This window comes from Stenotrophomonas sp. As-7 (genome assembly GCF_030291015.1).
Lineage (GTDB): Bacteria > Pseudomonadota > Gammaproteobacteria > Xanthomonadales > Xanthomonadaceae > Stenotrophomonas > Stenotrophomonas lactitubi.
This window is the reverse complement of record NZ_CP127405.1, coordinates 2,596,862-2,617,477: the sequence shown is the minus strand read 5'-3', so window position 1 is coordinate 2,617,477 and position 20,616 is coordinate 2,596,862. Positions and strand designations below refer to the sequence as shown.

The window sequence follows — 20,616 nt, the reverse complement described above, 5'->3', positions numbered from 1 at the left end:
GTTCATGCCCGCGGGTCCAGGGTGCCGAGCACGGCCACGCAGGCCAGTACCAGCAGCGCCAATGTGGCCTCGCAGGCCAGGCCGCGGCGCAGCGAGCGCAGAGGGCGGGGTTGCCAGCCTGCGTGGATCGCCACGGCCAGTGCAGGCACCAGGCGCCAACGATGCAGGGCCGCCAGCAGCAGCATCGCGGCAACCAGGCCCAGCTTGAACAGCAGCCAGCGCCCGTGGGCGGTGCCGGTCAGGGTGTGCAGCGAGCCACCCAGGTCGACGTAGCTGTAGGTGCCGGTCATCGCCAGCAACGCGACGATGGCGGTGCCTGGCAGGGCGAAGCGGTGCGTGGCTTTCCACAGCTGGTGCGTGCGATGACGCAGGCCCGGCCCTTGGCGACGTAGCGCCAACTGCAGGAACGCGGCGATCGCTCCTACCCACGCGCCCGCCGCAAGCAGGTGCACGATGCCGGCGCCGAGCCGCAGATCGCCAGCGAGCCCGTCGCCGGCGACGGCGTGGCCATTCCAGGCCAGGCTGCCCAAGGCCGCTGCGGCAAGTACCAGCAGCGCCAGTCGACGCGCGCCCCGCACCGTTGCAGTCGGCAGCAGCAGGACGAAAGCCAGCAGCAACGCCAATGCGCGCAGCGTCGTGGCAACGCCCACCGGCGTGCCAGTGGCGAACCAGATCGCGGTGTCACGGTCGATGTCGGCCGCTGGCAGACCCAGTAGGCTGGAGACGCGTGCCAGCGCATCAACCCCCACCAGGGCGAGGGCACCGGCGGTCAATGGAAGGAAGATGCCGCGCGGCAGCGCCGGGCGCACGAACAGCAGCCTCCCGAACAGCAGCATCGACAACAGGTACAGGGCCAGCCGCAGGCCATAGGGAGAGAGCTCGTCCACCACTGCTGTTATTTCACAGTGAAGCGGTAATCACCAGTGATCGGGTGGCTGTCCTGGCCGACCGCACGCCACTGCAGATGGTATTCGCCGGCGGACAGGGGCGTCGCGAAGCCGGCACGGAGCGTGTATCCGTCGGCGGAGACCTGCTGCGAGGCCGTGGGTATGGCCATCTGCAGGCGGCCATGGGCCATGCGCAGTTCGATGCGGGTGGCACGCGGCAGCACCCGTTCGCTGAACTGCAGTTCGATCTGGTTGGCAGGAGCCACGGTGGCACCCGCAGCCGGGGAGGAACGCACCAGGCTGGGATGGGCCAGCGCCCATGGTGCTGCGGCCAGGCCGAGCAACAGCAAGGCCAACGAAGCAGGGCGCAACAGGGAGTGCGACATCGAGGTTCACCGAGGGAAGAAAGTGAACGACAGCCTGCGGGGCAGTGCCTGTCATCGCCCTGACCCGGACATTACCGAACCGTCAGGTCCACTCATGCCCTTCCGGCGTCCTGGACACCGCGCTGGCCGCGCGCATCATCTGTTCCCTCGACCACGTGACGAAGACGCTGGGTCAGCGTCCGTTCGACGGATAGGGCCTGGGTGGGTGGTGCCTTGCGCGGCCCACGCGCTGGGCGTGCAACCGGCCACACGCCGGAAGGCCGCGGCGAACTTGCTGGGATTGGCGTAGCCGCAGGCAAGCGCAACATCGGTGACGCTCTGCCCTGCGGACAACGCACACTGCGCCCACTGCATGCGCTGCTGGGTCAGGTAGGCATACGGTGGCATGCCGGTGGCGGCGCGCAGCGCGCGGCTGAAGGTGGTCGGTTCCATGCCGAGTACGCCGGCCAGTGCTGCGACATCCAGCGGCTGCGAACGGTGTTCTTCAATGAAGCCCTGCAGCTGGCGCAGCTGCCGCGATGACAGCGGTGCGGCCATCGGCGGCCGGGCGTGTGGTTGGCCGGCAAGCTGGGCCAATCGCCGCACCACTACCTCTGCACCGTACTGCAGGAAGCCAGGCACGCAGGCGTCAGCCTGTGCGCTCGACCATAGTGCGTGCAGTACGGAGGCGATGACCGGGTCGCGATGCAGTCGCAGGGAAAGGGAAGGAACGTCCGGGAAGCCGCCAGGAGCATCGCGCCACTGCGCGGTATCGATGGCCATTCCCAGCAGCTCCACCGCAGGGCTGGCGTAGTGTCCATGATCGCCGGGCAGTACCACGTTGAACTGGCCCGGATGCCACGGTGCATGCAATACCCCGGCAGTCGTGCGTTGGTACAGGTTGCCGCCACCGGCCAGCAGCAGGCCCAGCCGCAGTTGGTGCGGGTGCCCCATGGGGCCTTCGCTGGCCTGGAAACCATGGCGCAGCAGAACGACCGAGCCATCCTCGCTGGTCACGGTTCCCTCCATGGGCTGGGCGGCTTCCCGGTGCAACTGGTCGGCGAGGGCGGGCATGGCGGGTCCAGGAATGGAGCAGCGCTGACTGCAATGGAGTGGCGGCGAGCGTCGAATGTTACAAGATAACAGTTTGCGCCAGCCGGCCCGCCAGGCGCGTTTCCGTTCCTCATGAGGTTGCCCTTGAAAGTCCCCGTTTCCTCCGCTGCCCTCGTCGCAGCGTCGTTGCTCGTTCCTGTTCTTCCCGCCCACGCGCAGTCCGCCGATGCCACCACCCTCGATGGCGTGGTGGTCACCGGTTCCAAGCGCGATACGCCCTACCTGAAGAGTGACCTGTCGGTGACCGTGCTTGACCGGCAGGCGCTGAAAGAAGCCGGTGTCACCGAGTTCCGTGACCTGGACAAGCTGGCCCCCAACGTGAAGTTCAACGTGATGGGCCAGCTGAGCAACATGTTCATTTCCATCCGCGGCATCGAATCCAATCCTTTCCTGGTCAACCGCGCGTCGGTCTACATCGATGGCATCCCGTTCCGCGAGCTGAGCAACGCGGTACTCAACCAGGTGGAATCGGTCGAGGTGCTGCGGGGGCCGCAGGGAACCCTGTACGGCGCCAACAGCGAATCGGGGCTGGTGCTGGTGCGCACGCGCGGCCCGGCCGATACCCGCGAGGGTGAGGTGAACGTGCGCAGCACCTGGTTCGGCAACGGCAACGGCACGGCCGTGGATGGCTTCCTGGCGGGCCCGCTGAGCAAGGACGGCACGCTGTCGGGCTCGGTGGCGTTCATGGGCTCCGATGAGGATGCCCACCTGAAGAACCTGACCCCGTACGGCGCGCGCGGCGAAGTGAAAGAGGGCTACCTGCAAGGCAAGCTGCGCTGGCGGCCCAGCGATTACGTGACCGTCAACGCCTTGGCCTATCACCTGCGCACACGCGCACCGGGCATGTTCGAGTACGAGTACCTGCCGCTGGATACCGGCCTGTACAACCGCACCTATGGCGACCGTCTCAATGGTGGCCGTCACGCGGGTGACTTCACCTACATCAACGATGCGCCCAAGCGCACCGAAAAGGACGAGACCGTTGCCGGCCTCAGCGCGCAGTGGCAACTGCAGTCCGGCACCCTGGATGTTGCCGCCTCGTACCGCAGCGAAGAAACCACCTCGGCTGGCTATGACTTCGACATGACCGCCAGCTCCGCGTTGGCCGGCTACATCTACGACAAGAAGAATGCATGGAATGCCGAGGCGCGCTTCAGCTCGCCCAGCGACCAGGCGCTGACCTGGATGGCCGGTGTATCGACCTATCGCATCGACAAGGATTCGATCCAGGGCACCTTCGTCGGCCCGGCGCTGCGCGGGCTGGACAGTTACAACCTGGCGCCGCGGCAGACCTCCAAGGGTGAGGACTACAGTGTTTTCGCGACCGCCAGCTACACGCTGCCGGCATTGCCGAAGCTGACCGCCAGCCTCGGCATCCGCCACGAGCAGGCCCGCCGCTCCACCGAACAGCGGGCCGGATTCCTCGACCTGGGTGCCGGGGGCCTGGTGCGCTACCGCGACGCCGCCCTGGCGCATACGTTCTCGGCCACGTTGCCGCGCGTCTCGTTGCGCTATGACGCCAGCGATGATCTGTCGTTCTACGCGGCCTCGGCCAAGGGCTATATCCCCGGTGGCTTCAACCTGGCCGCCGCGCAGAGCGATGTGATCAACGACAAGGTGCTGCGCTACGAATCCGAACGCATGTGGAGCCATGAAGTGGGCTTCAAGATGAACCTGGCGGGCGGCCGCGGCCATATCGGCGGCGCGCTGTTCCATATCAGCTCGGACAACTGGCAGGAAATCCAGGTGGCCACCGATGCCAACGGCCGGCCGATCTCCTCCGACTACGTGGGCTCGGATGCCTCGATACGTTCGCGCGGTGCAGAGCTGGAAGGGGTGTTTGAAGTCGCGCCGGGGTTCACGGTGATGGCCAATGTCGGCTATGTCGATGCGACGTACACCAAGCTGTGGGTCAGCCCGCAGGAGAACCTGCACGGCAAGCGGGTCAAGCTGACGCCGCACTACACCGGCTACCTGGCCGCGCGGTATCAGTTCGATTCCGGCATCTATGCCCGGGTGGAATCGCAGTTCACCGGTTCCAGCGCGCTGGACGAGCGCAACCGCGCGTTCCAGCCGGCCGTGGCCGTACTGGGCGTGCAACTGGGTTACGAGCGGGGCCCGTGGAGCACGCGCGTGTTCGTGCAGAACCTGACCGACAAGCGCCGCATCAACGGCCTGATCTTCGACAACCTGGCCTTCGGCCGCGATGGCAACTACTACGGGCCGGTGGACAGCCCGCGCATTGTCGGTGCCGAGGTCGGCTACCGGTTCTGAAGGAGCATCAGCCGGCGGACCGCAGGGCCCGCCGGTTGCGCAGATGTGCGACGGCCAGCATCACCCCTCCGCAGGCGGTGGCAGCGCCATGCCAGAGCAGCGATTCCTTCAACGGCAGGTACAGCGAGGCGGACAGCAGCAGGATCGCGCCTGCAAGGGCCACGCACAGCGGCAGTGCGCGCTGATGGCGGCGCCGGCCGGCGGCGGTGCTGAGCACGGCGATCGTCGAGGCCAGCAGCGCGAACAGCCATTCCCAGCGTGACATCACCAGCAGCGCGGTCATCGCCGCGTGGCCAGGGTGCTGGAACGAGCGCAGCGCCATCATCGCCGCGGGCGTGAAGGCCAGCAGCAGGGGCAGGGCCACGCAATGCGCGGCACAGGCCAGCGACAGCCAGGCGCCTGCCAGATCGAAGCGGGGATGCCAGCGTGCCGAAGCTGGCGGCTGGGTGCGGGCCCTTGCGGGCGAGGTCGGGATGTGGTCCATAATGTTACATAGTAACAATACGGAGCTCCCCCATGAAACGTTCTGCCGCCCTTCTACTGCTGCTTGCTGCTCATTCTGCGAACGCCCACGACGTGCGCCATCACGATGCGCATGTCCATGGCCAGGCCGATGTCGATCTGGCCGTGGACCAGGGAACGCTGGAGCTGGCACTGCGTGCGCCGGGCATCGGCATCCTCGATTTCGAACGACCACCTGCCGACAGCCGCGAACAGGCCGCATTGGCGCGGGCGCGGTCGATCCTGCAGAGCGGCAGCTGGGTCACCTTGCCGAGCGCTGCGCAGTGCCGGTTGGACCATGCCGAGGCGACTGCGGAGGGCTTTGCGCCAGTAGCAGTGGCAACCCAGCCTGGCCAGCACACGCATGCCGGATTCACCGCAGCACTGCGCTACCACTGCGCCAACCCGGCGGCATTGCGTGGGCTGGCATTGCCGCTGCCGACGCTGTTTCCGGGTCTGCATGAGGTGATCGTCAATACCGCGACGTCGACCGGGCAAGGCCGCAGCGTGGTGACCGCCGACAGCCTGCGGGTGCCGCTGGCGCCATGAACGAGGCCGCCATCATCGACCTGCAGGGCGTGCAGTTCGGCTACGCAGACCGGGCAGTGCTTGACATCGCACAGCTGCAGGTGAGTACGGGCAGCAGCGTGCTGCTGCGCGGCACCAGCGGCTCGGGCAAGAGCACGCTGCTGGGCCTGCTGGCAGGCATCCTGCTGCCGGGCCGCGGCAGTATCCGTGTCGCCGGCCACGCGGTGAACACGCTCGGTGCCGCCGCGCGTGATCGTTTCCGCGCCGATCAGCTGGGCGTGATCTTCCAGCAGTTCAACCTGCTGCCGTTCCTGAGCGTGCGCAACAACATCGCCCTGGGCGTGCGCTTCTCGCCGTTGCGCAATGCGCGCATCGACGGTGGGCTGGATGCCGAGATCGCGCGCCTGCTGCGCGCGCTGCAGCTGGACCCGGCACTGATGCCGCGTGCGGCGGGCACGCTCAGCGTCGGCCAGCAGCAGCGCGTTGCCGCTGCCCGTGCCTTGATCGGCCGCCCAGCGGTACTGCTGGCCGACGAACCGACTTCGGCGCTGGACCCCGACGCGGCCACGGCCTTCCTGCAGCTGATGTCCGCGCAGTGCCGCGCCGCCGGCACCACCGCGCTGGTGGTCAGCCACGATGACCGCCTGCAGCCGTTGTTCGACCAGGTGCTGTCGCTGGGTGATCTGAACCGTGCAGGGGGCGCACATGTTTGAGTTGGCCTGGGCCAGCCTGCGCAGCCGCGCCCTGAGCGTGAGCCTGACCGTGCTGGTCATCACCCTGAGTGTGGTCCTGCTGCTGGGGGTGGAACGCATCCGCACGCAGGCCCACGAGGGCTTTGCCAGCACCGTGTCGGGCACTGACCTGATCGTCGGCGCGCGCTCGGGGCCGGTGAACCTGCTGCTGTACTCGGTGTTCCATATCGGCGACCCGACCAACAACGTGTCCTGGCAGTCCTACCAGGAACTGTCGGCGCTGCCGCAGGTGAAATGGGCAGTACCGCTGTCATTGGGCGATTCCTGGCGGGGCTATCGGGTGATCGGCACCACTGCCGGCTACTTCGAACATTACCGGCATGGCGCAGGGCATCCGCTGGCGTTCGCACAGGGCAAGCCGTTCGACGACCTGTATGACGCGGTGGTTGGTGCTGAAGTGGCACAGGCGGCGCACATCGGCGTGGGCGCTGACATCGTGCTGGCCCATGGCACGGGTGCGGTAACGCTGGCCACGCATGCCGACAAGCCGTTCCGTGTGGTCGGCATCCTGCAGCGGACCGGCACGCCGGTGGATTCTTCCGTGCTGGTGTCACTGCCGGCGATCGAGGCGATCCATGTCGACTGGCGCTCCGGCGTGCAGCTTCGCAGCCAGCATGTCAGCGCCGAACAGGCACGCCAGCTCGACCTGACCCCGACCAGCATCACCGCCTTCATGCTCGGCCTGAACTCGCGCATCGCCACCTTCGGCGTGCAGCGCAGCATCAACGAGTATCCCGACGAAGCGCTGCAGGCGATCCTGCCCGGCGTGACCCTGCAGCAGCTGTGGCAGTCGCTGGGCACCGCCGAGCGCGCGCTGCAGTTGATCAGTGCGATGGTGGTGCTGCTGGGCATGGTTTCGCTGATGGCGCTGCTGGTATCGACGCTGCAGGAGCGGCGTCGCGAGATGGCGGTGCTGCGCGCTACCGGTGCGCGTCCGGCCTATGTGGCCTGCCTGCTGGTCGTTGAAGCCGTGGCCACCGCAGCGATGGCCTGCGCGCTGGCGCTGGCCGTGCTGACCTGCGCCAGCGTGGTGGGGCGCAGCTGGGCGCTGGCCAATTTCGGTCTGTCGATCACCCACGTCTGGCCGGACGCGCGCGAACTAGCCTGGGTGGGTGGCGTGCTGCTGATCAGCGCGGTCGCAGGCCTGCTGCCTGCGCTGCTGGCCTACCGGCGCACCCTGGCCGATGGCCTGGCGCCTGCGTCATGAGCACGGGTGTCCGCGGGTTGCTGCTGGCTGCGGCCATGCTGCTGGCTGCCTGCACACGGCCGACCGATACCGGTGTGCAGGCACTGCCTCCCTCGCCGGTGCAGGACAGTGCCGGCACCGAAAGCGAGCAGGAGCTGGACTGGTTGCAGATGCTGCCGGGCGATGAACTGGCCGCACTGGAGCGCGGTGAGGGGCCGGAGGTGAAGCACAGCGGCAACCGGCGCATGGCCCAGTTCGGTACCTTCCGTACCGTGGACGCGGTACTGGATCGCGCGGTGCGGTTGCCGGGCTATGTCGTGCCCTTGGCCAATGCGGCAGACGGTCGACTGCTCGAATTCCTGTTCGTGCCGTACTACGGCGCGTGCATCCACGTGCCACCGCCGCCACCGAACCAGATCGTGCACGTGGTGCTGCCGCAGCCGATCGCCATGCCCGACATGTACTCGCCGTTCTTCCTGACCGGGGTGCTGCGTGCCGAGCGGGTGGACGATGATCTTGCCGGCTCGGCCTACAGCATGGCCGACGCCGAATTGAGGCCATATGAACCGTAGCGCGAAGGTGTTTACCGGTGTGCTTGCCGGTGTTCTGCTGACCAGCTGTGGCCGACCCGCCGTGGAGGTACCGCGACCACGGGACGATGCCGCTGCCGCTTCGCCAGCGGCGAAAGTCGCAGTGATCGACCGCTGGGACGCGCTGATGCCCGGGGAGGACAGCTTCCAGCGTCCACCGCCGCAGATCGGGCTGTCGCGTGGCAACGGCATGGATGGGGTAGGCGGATTGATTGACGACACCGGTTCGGGCTCGCTGCCGGGGCAGACCATCGATCATTCCAGCCCCATGCGCGCGCAACAGTTCGGCTCGTCGGCGGTGGTCGATGGCGTGGATGGACGGGCGCTGGACCTGGATGGCTATGTGGTGCCGCTGGCAATGAACGACGCCGGACAGGTGGACGAGCTGCTGTTCGTGCCGTTCTATGGCGCGTGCATCCACGTACCGCCGCCTCCGCCGAACCAGATCATCCATGTGACATTGGCCACCCCGATCACGATGGGCGCGTTGTGGGATCCCTACCGGCTGTCAGGGCGCCTGCAGGTGAAGCACTTCGAGGCGGATATCGCCAGCGCGTCCTATGACGCAGCCGCGGCGACGCTTTCCGCGATCACCCGATGACCAGGCTCCGCGCACACACCGTCGCGCTGCTGATGGTGGTGCTGCTGCTGGCAGGGACCGGCGTGGCGCTGCTGTGGAACGCAACGCACGCGCCCTCGCCACCGGCAGTGGCATTTCCCGCACCGGCGGCGGAAGCGCAGGCACGCATCGAACATCACATGGCTGCAGACAAGGCCTTTCGTGATGACCTGCTGTTCCTGCTGGTGGCGACGCTGCGCGACCGTTGCGAACCGGCGCAGGCGGGAGTGCTGGCACGCATGGCCAATCGTGCGTCACTGCCGGTGCTGGCGGCGGTGAGCACCGTGACCACGCAGGATGCGAGCCTGGACCGGCCGATCTACCAGTACATCCAGCACCGCGCCGATGCCACCGGCTGCGGCCAGCCACTGCGCCTGCCGGCAGGCGATGGCGGCAGCATCGAGGTGGATATCGAACAGTACGCACGCACCTTCCCGGACAGCTACTTCGACCCGCAGCGCAGCAGTGCGCCGCGTGACTTCGGCGGGCGCCCACTGCCAGAACGCGCCGGCAACGCCTGCAACAGCGTGGTCTATTCGGTGCTGCCGCTGGGAGGGGGGGATTGGCGCTGCAGCACGCTGCGCAGCAACGCCCGTGCGCGGGTGCGTGCGCTGTGCGAAGACGCGATGCAGCGGCAGCACGGCCATCTGCGTGGCGAGCTGGATGCCGAAGTAGGCCAGGCCATGCAGGAGCCGATAGTGCAGGCGGTCGCTGCATTGCCTGCGGAGTGCAGGTAAGCCAGGGCCTTGCGGCAGCGGGCATGGCGCCTCCCGGAAGCTGAATGGCGTTCGCTGGGACATCCATAACTATACAGGATGTCCTGTATAGTTATGGGCGTACTCCTTCCCCTCCAGGTTCCCCATGGCTCTCTCCCAGCCCTTGGACGGTGCTCCGTCCCTGTCGCGCGCCCGACGCTGGTCGCTGCTGTTCACCGTCGCCGCCGGCCTGCTGCTGGTCACGTTGGACAACTCGGTGCTGTACACGGCGCTGCCGACCCTGACCGAGGAACTCTCGGCCAGCGCCGGGCAGTCGCTGTGGATCATCAACGCCTATCCGCTGGTGATGGCCGGCCTGCTGCTGGGCGCTGGCACCCTGGGTGACCGCATCGGCCACCGGCGGATGTTCCTGATCGGCCTGGTGGTGTTCGGCGTCGCCTCGTTGGCGGCCGCGTTCTCTGCGACCGCCGCGCAGCTGATTGCAGCGCGTGCCTTCCTCGCCGTGGGTGCGGCGGCGATGATGCCGGCCACGTTGGCATTGATCGGGCTCAGCTTCCATGAAGAGCGCGAGCGCAACATCGCCATCGCGATCTGGGGTTCGGTGGCCATCGTCGGTGCGGCACTGGGGCCGATCATCGGTGGCTGGCTGCTGCAGCACTTCTGGTGGGGCTCGGTGTTCCTGATCAACGTACCGGTGGTGGTGGTCGCCTTCATCGCGACCCTGGTACTGGCGCCGGAAGGGCGGCGCGACAGCACGCGGCCGTGGGACCTGCTGTCCTCGTTGCTTGCCCTGGCCGCGCTGTCGGGTCTGGTATTGGCGATCAAGTCGCTGATCGCCACCCCGCCTTCGTACGGTGTGGGCGCTGTCTCGCTGCTGCTGGCGCTCATCGCCGGCTTCGCCTTCAGCCGCCGTCAGCAGCAGTTGCCCTATCCGCTGCTGGATTTCGCCATCTTCCGTAACCCGGCGTTCCTCGCCGGCACGTTGTCGGCGGTGTTCACCCTGTTTGCGATGGCCGGGCTGCAGCTTCTCACCACCCAGCGTTTCCAGCTGGTGGCCGGCCTCAGCCCGTTGCAGGCCGGCCTGCTGGTATCGGTGGCGGCGCTGGGCAGCCTGCCCAGCGCGTTGCTGGGCGGCAGCGTGCTGCATCGTGTCGGCCTGCGTCCGTTGATCTGTGGCGGCCTGGCGGCTGGCGCGGCAGGTGTGGGCGTGGTGGCGCTGGGCTTCCCGCACGGCCTGGGCTGGGTGGTGGCCGGCATGGCGATCACCGGCTTCGGCATGGGTGCTGCGATCTCGGTGGCGTCCACCGCCATCCTCAACAACGTGCCGCCGCATCGTGCGGGCATGGCCTCGTCGGTGGAGGAGGTGTCCTACGAGTTCGGTGGCCTGCTGGCGGTCGCGCTGCTGGGCAGCCTGAGCGCTGCGATGTACGGCGCGTTCCTGCCGGAGTCGGCGGACATTCCGGCCGCCGCGCGCGAGGGGTTCACCCAGGCATTGCACGTGGCGCGTGAGGCGGGGCAGGGTGAGTGGTTCGCCCTGGCTGCCGCGGCCTACGATCGCGGTTACCAGATCGTGCTGCTGGTGATCAGCGCGGTGCTGGCGGCCGGCGCGGTGATCATCGCGCGCCTGCTGCGTGGACGTGCTGGCGGCCGCGACGGCGCTTCCGATCGCGTAAAATAGCGGCAATGAGAACCAGCAAGCGCGAGCGCATCCTCGACGCCGCCGTCAGCGTGATCAACCGCGACGGCGTGCGTGCGGTCACCTTTGAATCGGTGGCGGCCGAGGCGCAGTTGACCCGTGGCGGCCTGCTGTACCACTTCCCGTCGCGCGAAGCGTTGCTGCGCGGCATCGACGAGCACCTGGTGCAGAGCTGGGAAGCATCGATGGAGGCGCTGCTGGGCAAGTCGGCCGGCGAGGCCACTGCGCTGGAGCGCTACCAGACCTTCGTGCGCGTTTCGGCGCAGAGTGCCACCCGCGCCGAGCTGATGTTCATGCTGGACTCGGTGGACCCTGAGTTCCCCAGCGACCGGCCGTGGGCGCCGGTAGTGCAGCGCTGGGCACCTTCGCCACCGGCCGCCGGCAGCGACGACCCTGCGGCGCTGGACAATTTCGTGGCGCGGCTGGCCGCCGACGGCCTGTGGATCTACGAGGCCATGTACGAAGGCCAGCTGGACGAGAACGTGCGCGCACAGTTGACCGAGCGGATCGGCGGGCTGCTCTCTCCTGAGCAGTCCCCTAAGGACTAGCCGCGGGCTACAGCGTCGCCAGCCACGCGCGGGGCGAGAGCCCCAGGCGCTTGCGGAACGCCTTGGACAATGACGCGGTATCGGCAAAGCCGACCTCGGTCGCCACCTGCTTGGCCGCTGCCCCCGCGCGCAGCTGGGTGCAGGCCAGGCTCAAGCGCCAATCCAGCAGGTAGCTGGCCGGTGTGGTCTGCATCACGTCCTTGAACACCGCCGCGAACGCGCTGCGCGACAGCCCGGCGATGGCCGCCATCTTCGGCAGGGTCCAGGCCTGCTGCGGCGACTGGTGCAGGGCTACCAGCGTGCGTGCCAGGCGCGCATCGGACAGCCCGCGCATCAACCCGTGGCTTACCCCCGCAGCATCGGGATGATCGATCACCCAGCGCAGCACCTGGATCAGGGCAACCTCGAACAGCCGGTTGGTCAGGAGGCGCGAGCCGCAGCGCTGGCGGTCGGCTTCCGCGAACAGTAGGTGCAGGGTGCCGTCCAGTTCACCGATGGCTGACAGCGGCACCACCATCACCGGCGGCAGCGACTGGACGACCGGATTGCGTGCACCGCCGTCGAAATCGAGCGTGGCGCAGGTGAAATCAGGGCCGTCCAGCGGCGCGTTGAGGAACACATGCCGCAGTGGCCGCGGGTACAGCAGCAGGCTGGGGGCGGTGACCTTCAGCTGGCGCGTGATGCAGTCCGCGTCGGGGTGATGCACCTCCATTTCCCCCTTGCGCAGGATGTGCAGGAAGGCGCGCCCCGGCTGCGGTTCGAACACGTGCCGTCCGCACAACGGGCCGGAATGGAACAGCGCTGCCTGTACCCGGAACCGTTCGAGCAGGGTCGACAGCCGGTCGGGCACATCGTCGGACGGTGGGATTGGGGGCAGTGTGGCGATCATGGATGAATGGACAACATATCTGGAGATAAGTGCTCAATTCGTCCGGCGAGTCTACCTACGATGCGCCCATCGTCCAATCCCGGGCGCTATCGCAAGGAGTACCCCATGTCCCGCATTCCCCTGATCGATCCGACCTCGACCACGCCCGAGCGCCAGGCCCTGCTGGGCCAGGTCCACGCCGCCTTCGGCGCCACGCCGGCGATGTTCCGTGCCGTGGCCAACTCGCCTGCCGCGCTGCAGAGCATGTGGGGCGCATTTGGCGCGCTGGGTGGCGGCCGTCTGTCGCCGCTGCTGGGTGAGCAGATCGCGGTGGCCATCGCCAACCGCAATGCCTGCGAATACTGCCTGGCCGCGCACACGGCGCTGGGGCGCAAGGCCGGCGCCAGTGGCGAACAGATGGCCGCTGCACAGATCGGCCAGTCCAGCGATCCGGCCACCGCCGCCGCCTTGGACTTCGCGCTGAAGGTGGTCGAGCAGCGTGCGCAGATTGCCGACGCTGACGTGCAGGCGCTGCGCGCGGCTGGTTTCGATGACGAGCAGATCGTGGAGATCCTGGCCCATGTAGCGCTCAATCTGTTCACCAACTACGTCAACGTGGCCTTTGACGTGCCGGTGGACTTCCCGAAGGTGGCGCTGCGCTGAGAGCGCCGCGTCAGGCGGGCGGATGGCCGTGCAGGCCATCCCCCTGCAGTCGCTCCGGATGGGTATACACGTTGAAGCCCCCTTCGCGGGCGAAACCCACCAGGCACAGCCCGGCGCTGCGGGCCAGATCGATGGCAAGCGCGGTGGGTGCCGAGACGGCGGCCAGCACGCTGGCACCGGCGCGTGCTGCCTTGCTGACCATTTCGTAGCTGGCACGGCTGGACACCAGCAGCAGGCCGCCATCGATGCTGTGCTCGTTGTGGTGCAGCGCACCGATCAGCTTGTCCAGGGCGTTGTGACGGCCCACGTCTTCGCGCACCCAGCCGATGCGGCCGCTGGCATCGGCCCACGCCGCTGCATGGGTCGAACCACTGGCAGCATTCATCGGCTGGTGCGGGGCCAACCCGGCCAGCGCCCGCTGCAGGGCAGCCGTCTGATAGGTGCGGCGGTCCTTCACCGGGGGCAGCGGACGCAGCACGTCTTCCAGCTGACGCGCACCACACAATCCGCAACCGCCACGACCAGGCAGCAGGCGGCCATTGTCGGGGTCCAGCCCTGCGCCAGGGGCGTTGGCGGACACGGTCATCTTCAGCTCGATGCCTTCCAGTTGTGGCTGCACCTCGGCGGACAGCAGCTGATCTGGCCGCTCGATCAACCCTTCGCTGAGCGAGAAACCCAAGGCGAAATCCTCCAGGTCGCACGGCGTGGCCATCATCACCGCGAAGGCGGCACCGTTGTAGCGCATCACCACCGGCACTTCTTCGGCGATCACGTCCACCTGTTGCTCCTGCCCCGTGCTGCGCCAGCGCTGCAACGTGCGCAGTGCCGTGCCGGCGGGCGGAGGGGAGGGCGGCGTCGATCCTGGCATGCGGCACATCCTGGGCAAAGCAGAAGGGCAGGCTACGCCCGCAGAATAACGCAGCCATCCAGTGAAGACGCGGCGGTAACCGTTGCCATGGCAGCCTGCGTTACCACAGCCGGGCTATGGCGCCGCGGTTGCCGGCGTGCTTGACTGGCCACGGCAGCCGGGCGCGGGCCCGGCACTGCAGGCAGGCACTCCACCAACGCAGGTTCCCGACCATGTCCGAACAGAAGCCGCCGCGTTACAAGCCCTACAACCAACCGGCAGGCGGCTGGGGGGCCGCCGGTGCGACCGCCAAGGTGCTGCTGCAGCAGAGCGTGATCGGCAAAGGATCGAAGGCACTGCTGGCGATGAACCAGCCGGGTGGCTTCAAGTGCCCCAGCTGCGCGTTCCCCGATGCCGACCACCGCAAGAAGCTGGAATTCTGCGAGAACGGCGCCAAGGCCTTGGCCTGGGAAGCGACCCAGCACCGGGTGACCCGCGAGCTGTTCGCCCAGCACACCGTCACCGAGCTGATGGCGCAGACCGACTATTGGCTGGAGCTGCAGGGCCGGTTGACCGAGCCGATGCGCTACGACGCCGCCACCGATCACTATGTTCCCTGCGAATGGGACGAGGCGTTCGCGCTGATCGGCCAGCATCTGCAGGCTTTGGATAACCCTGACCAAGCCGAGTTCTACACCTCCGGCCGCACGCCCAACGAGGCGGCGTTCCTGTATTCGATCTTCGTGCGCGAGTTCGGCACCAACAACTTCCCGGACTGCTCGAACATGTGCCACGAGCCGACCAGCCGGGGCCTGCCGCCGGTGATCGGCGTGGGCAAGGGCACCATCGTGCTGGACGACTTCGAACACGCCGAGGCGATCTTCGTGATGGGCCAGAACACCGGCACCAACTCGCCGCGGATGATGAGCAACCTGGTGGAAGCACGCAAACGCGGCGTGCCGATCGTGGCGGTCAACCCGATGCCCGAGCGCGCCCTGATCCGTTTCACCGAACCGCAGGATGTGGTGCAGATGGCCACGTTCGGTTCCACCGAGATCACCAGCGAGTTCGTGCACGTGCGCATCGGCGGCGACCTGGCGCTGATCAAGGGCATGATGAAGGTGATGTTCGAGCGCGAAGCGCAGGGCGAGCAGGTGCTGGATCATGCCTTCCTGGCCGAGCATACCGTTGGCCTGGAGGCACTGCGCGAAGACGTGCTGGCGCAGGACTGGGATGAGATCGTGCGGGTGTCGGGCATCGCGCAGGAGCAGATACGGCGCTGCGCGGAGATCTATATCCGTTCGCGCGCGACGGTCATCTGCTATGGAATGGGCCTGACCCAGCACCAGCAGGGTTCGCGGCTGCTGCAGCAGGTGGCCAACCTGTTGTTGCTGCGCGGCAACTTCGGCAAGCCGGGCGCGGGCATCGGCCCGATCCGCGGGCATTCCAACGTGCAGGGCGATCGCACGGTCGGCATCGATGAGAAGCCCACGGCGCGCTACCTGGATCGTGTGCAGCAGGTATTCGGTTTTGATCCGCCACGCGAACACGGCCACCACGTGGTCGAGTCGATCGCGGCGATGCTGGATGGCAGCGCCAAGGTGTTCATCGGCATGGGCGGCAATTTCATCCATGCGGTGCCCGATACCGAACGCGCCTACGAAGCCATGCGCAAGCTGGAACTGACCGTGGGCATCGCCACCAAGCTCAACCGAGGTCATCTTGTGCATGGCCGCGACGCGCTGATCCTTCCGGTGGTGGCGCGTTCGGAGTGGATCCGCACGCCGCGGGGAGAACAGTTCGTCACCATCGAAGATGCGATGTCCAACGTGACGGCATCGCGTGGTGTGCTGGAGCCGGCCAGCGAGCACGTGCTGCCGGAGGTGGAGATCGTCTGCCGCATGGCGATGGCGGCGTTGCCGGACAGCAAGGTGGACTGGGCCGCGTACATGCATGATTACGGCCCGATCCGCGACCTGATCGCCGCCGTCTACCCGGACATCTACGCAGGCTTCAACGAACGCATCCGGGCACTGCACGGCTTCCACCTGGATATTCCACCGCGCCGGCGCGTGTGGCCGACGCCGAACGGCAAGGCCAACATCCTGGTCATGCCGGGTCTGGAAGTGAACACGGTGGTCGATGACCCGGAGATGCTGCGGCTGGCTACCGTGCGTTCGCACGACCAGTACAACACCACCATCTACAGCTACAACGACCGCTACCGGGGCGTGTACAACGATCGCATGGTGGTGTTCATGAACATCGAGGACCGTCTGGCGCGCGGGCTCGGCAAGGAAGCCCTGGTGAGCCTGGAAACGATCAGCGACGACGGCGTGACGCGGCACATCGAAGGCCTGACCGTGCTTGACTATCCGATGCCGCGCGGCGCGTTGGCGGGCTACTACCCGGAGCTGAACCCGCTGCTGCCGCTGGACTACTACGATCGGATCAGCGGTACGCCAGCGGCGAAGTCCATTCCGGTACGGATGCGCGCGCAGGTCGAGGTGCCAGCGTAGAGGAGAGTCATGCCTGCTTGCCGGCGGGGCCGGTGGCGTCGAGTAGACTCGGCGCTAGCGGGCGCCCAGGTGTGGGTTGGTATCTTCGTCCAGGGCAAACGAACAACGGTAGTAGTCGGCGGTATCCCGCCACACCGCCAGGATGGGCTCCTGGATCTTTGTCACCAGTCCGCGGGCCGTTTCCCGATCATTGGCCTGGCAGGCGAAGTAGGCGAACGCCTGCTGGTTCCATTCGTCCGGGTAGCGCGCCAGGATGTCCTCGAAGCCGCGTTTCATGCTCGGCCAGTCGACGGCCGAATCGATGAACAGGCGTTTGCCATACTCATCCTGCGAGGCTACCCAGTAGATGCGCGCATACAGCATGTACTGATCGCGCGGCGGCGCCAAAGCCATGACCCGCCGTGCGTAGATCTCCAAGCCCTGTGCATCGCCACCCCATTTTGGCGCGAAGTAGCGGACGGCCGCGAAGTACAGCGGGTAATAACCGGGGAATCGCTTGATCCCTTCGTCGTGCAGTGCGATGAACTGCTCCAGTGGCCAGCTGCGCTCGATGGCGAGGTGTTCCATCAGCTCGTACCAGTATGGATCCGTCGAGACGACGGCCTTGTGCTGCTGCAGGTAGTCGATGGCTTGTTGCTGGTAGGTATTGAAGGGCGCCCAGTCTTGGTCCTTGACCGTGTTGGCATAACCGCTGCCGCGAATGCTCCATGCGTGGCTGGACAGCATCCTGGCCATGGCCAGGTGCGCCGCTGGCGACTTCGGATGCCGTTCGATCCAGGTGCGCACGATCTTCTCGCGGCCAGCCCAATAGGCGGGGTCGCGGTTGGTGATGCTGAACGCTCTGGAGATACCGGCGTAGTAGGTGGACAGTTTCCAGACGCCACTGCCGAAGCGCTGATCCGTCGTGCGGTAGCGTTCGCCCAGTCGTTCCAGCGTGGCGAAATCCTGCTTCTCGAACAGTTCGGTGGCCTGCCGGGTAACAGCGTGGCGATCAGTCAGTTCGTCGGCACGGATGGACGTGGCGGCGAAGAGCAGGACGAGCGCCAGCAGCGATCGCATGATTCCATTCATCGAGACAATTCCGTGTCCTGGAGGAGGCCCGAGCCTAGGGGCGCGGGCGCGACCGCCATATCGCCACAGACCGGTGCACCGCGCAAGTCCGGGACGGGTCAGCCAGCCGAACAGGCCGGCGCGTACCGCCCCTAAGGTTTCTCGTTGTCGCTCAACACGATGCTACCATCCAGCAACACAGGAACCATCTGGGTCCAGCCCTTGGCGTTGTAGTCGAGGCTGACCAGGTACACCCAGCCGCGCGCTGCGTCTTCGGCAGGCGGCGCCGCGCCGGCGGTGAAGCGCTGCAGGCTGACCTCGGAGACCACGAAGTCATCGCTGAGATAACGCTGGCGTGCGTGGGCCAGCGCTGCCGCCGTCGCTTGATGTACCGACAGCGGCGGCTCGGCGCGCGCCGGGTCGAAGGCGGGCAGCGTATGCAACCGCGTCGCGCTCACCTGCCAGCGTTCATGGGTATCGTCAGCATCGCCGCTGGACAGCACGGTCCATTGGCGTTCGCCTGCCATGACCGGAAAGCTCAGCAACGCAGACAGCAGGAGGGCGGCAGGGGCGCAGCGGGCAGACATGGAAATGCTCCAATGAACGTCATCCATGATGACACCAGGCAGTGGCGGCGGGTGCCTCGTGCGTCGGCTATCATCAGCCCGTGGATATATCCGGCCTGCTGCTGCGACTGATGCTGCTCCTGACCCTGGTGCTGAATGCACCGGCGCTGGCGCTTGCCTCGGGCGGCATCAACGGTCAGGCCAGCGATGGTCATTGCGGTGCGCCCCACGAGAGCGCCAACACTGCAATCTCTGCCGCGCCCGCCTGCTGCGATGAACGGGACGCAGGCGCGTGCAGCAGCGAGGGTTGCGAATGCGTGCCGGCCAGTGTGGCCATGCTGCCGTCGGCGGCAAGCGTTGCTGCATCGCCGCGACGTGCAGTGCCCGGCGAGGCGCTGCGACCCGGTCATCCCGCGCCTGCGCTGCCGCACCTGATCCGTCCGCCGATCGCCTGATCGCGCGCAGGCATTGCGTGCCTGCCGTCCTGCAGTACCCCCCTCATTTACCTGACCCACGCGAATCCGTCGTGTGGGTGGCAGGCGCTCGCGCCTGCGATTGCAAAGGACAACCTGACATATGAACCGCACTCTTTCCCTGAGCCTGTTGCTTACCACCGTTCTGCTGGGCACCGCCTGCGCGCGCGCCTCTGAAGAAGCCGTGTCCTCGCCCGCAACCGCAACCGCAACCGCCTCGGCAGTCGCAGTGATGGCTGAGGCGACGATCGATCCGGAACTGCCGCTGGCCATCGTGCACAAGACGGCCAGTTGTGGTTGCTGTGGCGTGTGGGCCGACCACCTGAAAGCCGCAGGCTTCCCGGTTGAGATACGCGACACCGATGACATGCATCCGGTCAAGCAGCGCCTCGGCGTACCGGCCGGCAAGGCGTCCTGCCATACCGCCGAGATCGGTGGCTATGTGGTGGAAGGCCATATTCCTGCCAGCGACATCAAGCGCCTGCTGAAGGAACGGCCGACGGCGCGTGGCCTGGTGCTGCCGGGCATGCCGGCCGGATCTCCGGGCATGGAAATGCCTGATGGCTATGTGCAGCCGTATACCGTAGAGCTGGTGCTGGCCGATGGCAGCACCCAGCCCTTCGCACAGCACGGGCAGGGAGGCTGACAGTCAGTGGCGGTGCCGGTCGGTCTGACCGGCACCCTTCCACGCGGCCTGTGTAGAGCCGAGCCCACGCTCGGCTGCTTTCGGCCGGCAAGCCGAGCATCGGCTCGGCTCTACAGAATCAGCGGACCCCGGCCGCTTGGCCAGCTGCGTGTCGAGCGCCCATTCGGCTGCATCCACGTAGTCCTTCTTCGGCGCGCCACGTGTAGAGCCGAGCCCACGCTCGGCTGCTTTCGGCCGGCAAGCCGAGCATCGGCTCGGCTACAGGATCAGCGGGCCCCGGCCGCTTCCTTGGCCAGCTGCGCGTCGAACTTCTTCTCGGCCTCATCCGCATAGGCCTTGCAGGTCAGGGCCTTGGCACCGGCCTTGGCACCAGCGCTGTAGTTCCAGTTGCTGGCACCAGGATGCGGGGTCAGCAGGATGTCGCAGGGCAGAGCGCGCACCGTGGCGAAGCTGCGACGGTAGTCGTCGATCAGGTGCGGATAGCGCGGGTTGTCCCTCAACTGGTAACCCGGTGCGCTCAGGCTGTCGGCGTAGACGATGCGCACCGGCGTGCCATCGCGGGTGTCGGTCCACGTCCAGGCGGTACTGCCCGGCGTATGGCCCGGCATGAAGTGCGCGGTGAAGTCGATGCCGCCCACCGTGACCACTTCGCCATCCATGATGATGCGGTCGGCGTTGGCCGGCGGATAGGTGATGCCGTCGCCGAAGTGCAGGTCGTTGCTGCCCCCGCGCGCCAGCAGCACCGCCGATTCTGCATTGGCCACGATCTGCGCACCGGTGCCGCGCTTGAGCGCAGCAACCGGGCCGGCGTGGTCGGCGTGGGCATGGCTGAGCAGGATCAGGCGCAGATCCTGCTGCGCAACACCGCGTGCTTTCATGTTGCGCAGCAGGTGGTCGGCCATCTGCGGCATGCCGCCATCGAGCAGCACCGCGCCCTGCGGCGTCTGCACCAGCAGCGCGGTCAGGTCTTCGGTGCCGATCTGCCAGGTGTGGTCGGCAATCTGCAGAGGCGCCATCGGCTGCAGCCAGGAGGCATCCACGGTGTAGGCACGCAGCTGCGGCAGCGGCGGTTCGGCGGCAGAAGCCGCAGCGGGAAGCAGGGCAGCGAGCGTGATGGCGAGGGTCTGCAGGCGCATGGGAGGACACCGATGAAGGAGGCCCAGAAACTAGCATGGGCCTCCTTCGTCGCGTCACGCATAGATTTCATGG

General features: G+C 67.1%; 22 protein-coding genes. 13 read left to right on the top strand and 9 right to left on the bottom strand.

Translation table 11 applies throughout. The features are described from left to right. Positions 1-2: 2 nt before the first annotated feature. From copD to QP457_RS12010, 3 genes are all read right to left on the bottom strand, one after another. A complete protein-coding gene (gene copD / locus QP457_RS12020) occupies positions 3-887 on the bottom strand; it encodes a copper homeostasis membrane protein CopD (protein ID WP_205404273.1) in 885 nt (294 codons plus the stop codon). 8 nt (positions 888-895) lie between these two features. Further along, the gene (copC, locus tag QP457_RS12015) at positions 896-1,273 is read right to left on the bottom strand and encodes a copper homeostasis periplasmic binding protein CopC (protein ID WP_205404272.1); all 378 of its coding nucleotides are present in this window, start codon (positions 1,271-1,273) and stop codon (positions 896-898) included. A 135-nt stretch (positions 1,274-1,408) separates the two neighbouring features. Further along, complete coding sequence (locus tag QP457_RS12010) at positions 1,409-2,326, bottom strand: AraC family transcriptional regulator (RefSeq protein WP_205404271.1); 918 nt, start codon at positions 2,324-2,326, stop codon at positions 1,409-1,411. Between the two features lie 123 nt (positions 2,327-2,449). On the opposite strand from QP457_RS12010, the gene QP457_RS12005 reads away from it, so the two are divergent. After that, the gene (locus QP457_RS12005) at positions 2,450-4,639 is read left to right on the top strand and encodes a TonB-dependent receptor (RefSeq protein WP_240196396.1); all 2,190 of its coding nucleotides are present in this window, start codon (positions 2,450-2,452) and stop codon (positions 4,637-4,639) included. 7 nt (positions 4,640-4,646) lie between these two features. Here QP457_RS12005 and QP457_RS12000 read toward each other — a convergent pair whose 3' ends face one another. Next, the gene (locus tag QP457_RS12000; protein ID WP_099818609.1) at positions 4,647-5,123 is read right to left on the bottom strand and encodes a MerC domain-containing protein; all 477 of its coding nucleotides are present in this window, start codon (positions 5,121-5,123) and stop codon (positions 4,647-4,649) included. A 32-nt stretch (positions 5,124-5,155) separates the two neighbouring features. Between QP457_RS12000 and QP457_RS11995 the strand changes: the two genes are divergently transcribed. The 8 genes from QP457_RS11995 (at position 5,156) to QP457_RS11960 (ending at position 11,775) form a co-directional block, all read left to right on the top strand. Beyond that, positions 5,156-5,689 (top strand): DUF2796 domain-containing protein, encoded by a 534-nt coding sequence (locus tag QP457_RS11995; protein WP_100552636.1) that lies wholly within the window; start codon positions 5,156-5,158, stop codon positions 5,687-5,689. Next, entirely contained in the window at positions 5,686-6,381 is a 696-nt protein-coding gene (locus QP457_RS11990; protein WP_205404270.1) for an ATP-binding cassette domain-containing protein, read from the top strand. Before QP457_RS11995 ends, QP457_RS11990 begins: the two co-directional genes overlap by 4 nt. Beyond that, positions 6,374-7,627 (top strand): ABC transporter permease, encoded by a 1,254-nt coding sequence (locus tag QP457_RS11985; protein WP_100465539.1) that lies wholly within the window; start codon positions 6,374-6,376, stop codon positions 7,625-7,627. Before QP457_RS11990 ends, QP457_RS11985 begins: the two co-directional genes overlap by 8 nt. After that, positions 7,624-8,178 (top strand): DUF3299 domain-containing protein, encoded by a 555-nt coding sequence (locus tag QP457_RS11980; protein WP_205404269.1) that lies wholly within the window; start codon positions 7,624-7,626, stop codon positions 8,176-8,178. Before QP457_RS11985 ends, QP457_RS11980 begins: the two co-directional genes overlap by 4 nt. After that, positions 8,168-8,797 (top strand): DUF3299 domain-containing protein, encoded by a 630-nt coding sequence (locus tag QP457_RS11975; protein WP_205404268.1) that lies wholly within the window; start codon positions 8,168-8,170, stop codon positions 8,795-8,797. Before QP457_RS11980 ends, QP457_RS11975 begins: the two co-directional genes overlap by 11 nt. Before the next feature lie 32 nt (positions 8,798-8,829). Next, positions 8,830-9,552, top strand: a complete 723-nt coding sequence (locus QP457_RS11970; RefSeq protein ID WP_205404413.1) for a hypothetical protein — start codon at positions 8,830-8,832, stop codon at positions 9,550-9,552. 124 nt (positions 9,553-9,676) lie between these two features. Beyond that, positions 9,677-11,209 (top strand): MFS transporter, encoded by a 1,533-nt coding sequence (locus tag QP457_RS11965; RefSeq protein ID WP_205404267.1) that lies wholly within the window; start codon positions 9,677-9,679, stop codon positions 11,207-11,209. A 5-nt stretch (positions 11,210-11,214) separates the two neighbouring features. Continuing rightward, positions 11,215-11,775 carry a TetR/AcrR family transcriptional regulator gene (locus tag QP457_RS11960; protein ID WP_180167211.1) on the top strand — a complete coding sequence of 187 codons (561 nt, stop codon included), beginning with the start codon at positions 11,215-11,217 and terminating at the stop codon, positions 11,773-11,775. A gap of 7 nt (positions 11,776-11,782) precedes the next feature. On the opposite strand, the gene QP457_RS11955 is transcribed toward QP457_RS11960, so the two are convergent. Beyond that, positions 11,783-12,664, bottom strand: a complete 882-nt coding sequence (locus QP457_RS11955; RefSeq protein WP_205404266.1) for an AraC family transcriptional regulator — start codon at positions 12,662-12,664, stop codon at positions 11,783-11,785. Positions 12,665-12,769: 105 nt separating this feature from the next. On the opposite strand from QP457_RS11955, the gene QP457_RS11950 reads away from it, so the two are divergent. Continuing rightward, positions 12,770-13,306 carry a peroxidase-related enzyme gene (locus QP457_RS11950; RefSeq protein WP_099818599.1) on the top strand — a complete coding sequence of 179 codons (537 nt, stop codon included), beginning with the start codon at positions 12,770-12,772 and terminating at the stop codon, positions 13,304-13,306. Positions 13,307-13,316: 10 nt separating this feature from the next. On the opposite strand, the gene fdhD is transcribed toward QP457_RS11950, so the two are convergent. Beyond that, positions 13,317-14,174, bottom strand: coding sequence for a formate dehydrogenase accessory sulfurtransferase FdhD (fdhD, locus tag QP457_RS11945; protein ID WP_205404265.1), 858 nt, complete (start codon positions 14,172-14,174; stop codon positions 13,317-13,319). Between the two features lie 212 nt (positions 14,175-14,386). Between fdhD and QP457_RS11940 the strand changes: the two genes are divergently transcribed. Then, positions 14,387-16,672 (top strand): FdhF/YdeP family oxidoreductase, encoded by a 2,286-nt coding sequence (locus QP457_RS11940; protein WP_205404264.1) that lies wholly within the window; start codon positions 14,387-14,389, stop codon positions 16,670-16,672. A gap of 54 nt (positions 16,673-16,726) precedes the next feature. Here QP457_RS11940 and QP457_RS11935 read toward each other — a convergent pair whose 3' ends face one another. Further along, positions 16,727-17,731, bottom strand: a complete 1,005-nt coding sequence (locus QP457_RS11935; RefSeq protein WP_240196395.1) for a DUF4034 domain-containing protein — start codon at positions 17,729-17,731, stop codon at positions 16,727-16,729. 143 nt (positions 17,732-17,874) lie between these two features. Further along, positions 17,875-18,309 carry a hypothetical protein gene (locus QP457_RS11930; protein WP_205404262.1) on the bottom strand — a complete coding sequence of 145 codons (435 nt, stop codon included), beginning with the start codon at positions 18,307-18,309 and terminating at the stop codon, positions 17,875-17,877. An 80-nt stretch (positions 18,310-18,389) separates the two neighbouring features. Here QP457_RS11930 and QP457_RS11925 point away from each other — a divergent pair, with 80 nt between their 5' ends. Together QP457_RS11925 and QP457_RS11920 are read left to right on the top strand one after the other, a co-directional pair. Then, positions 18,390-18,743, top strand: a complete 354-nt coding sequence (locus tag QP457_RS11925; RefSeq protein ID WP_100552623.1) for a CopL family metal-binding regulatory protein — start codon at positions 18,390-18,392, stop codon at positions 18,741-18,743. Between the two features lie 121 nt (positions 18,744-18,864). Further along, on the top strand, positions 18,865-19,407 hold the full coding sequence (locus tag QP457_RS11920; protein WP_205404261.1) for a DUF411 domain-containing protein: 543 nt from the start codon (positions 18,865-18,867) through the stop codon (positions 19,405-19,407). 266 nt (positions 19,408-19,673) lie between these two features. On the opposite strand, the gene blaL1 is transcribed toward QP457_RS11920, so the two are convergent. Then, positions 19,674-20,543, bottom strand: coding sequence for a L1 family subclass B3 metallo-beta-lactamase (gene blaL1, locus QP457_RS11915; RefSeq protein ID WP_205404260.1), 870 nt, complete (start codon positions 20,541-20,543; stop codon positions 19,674-19,676). Positions 20,544-20,616 lie beyond the last annotated feature (73 nt).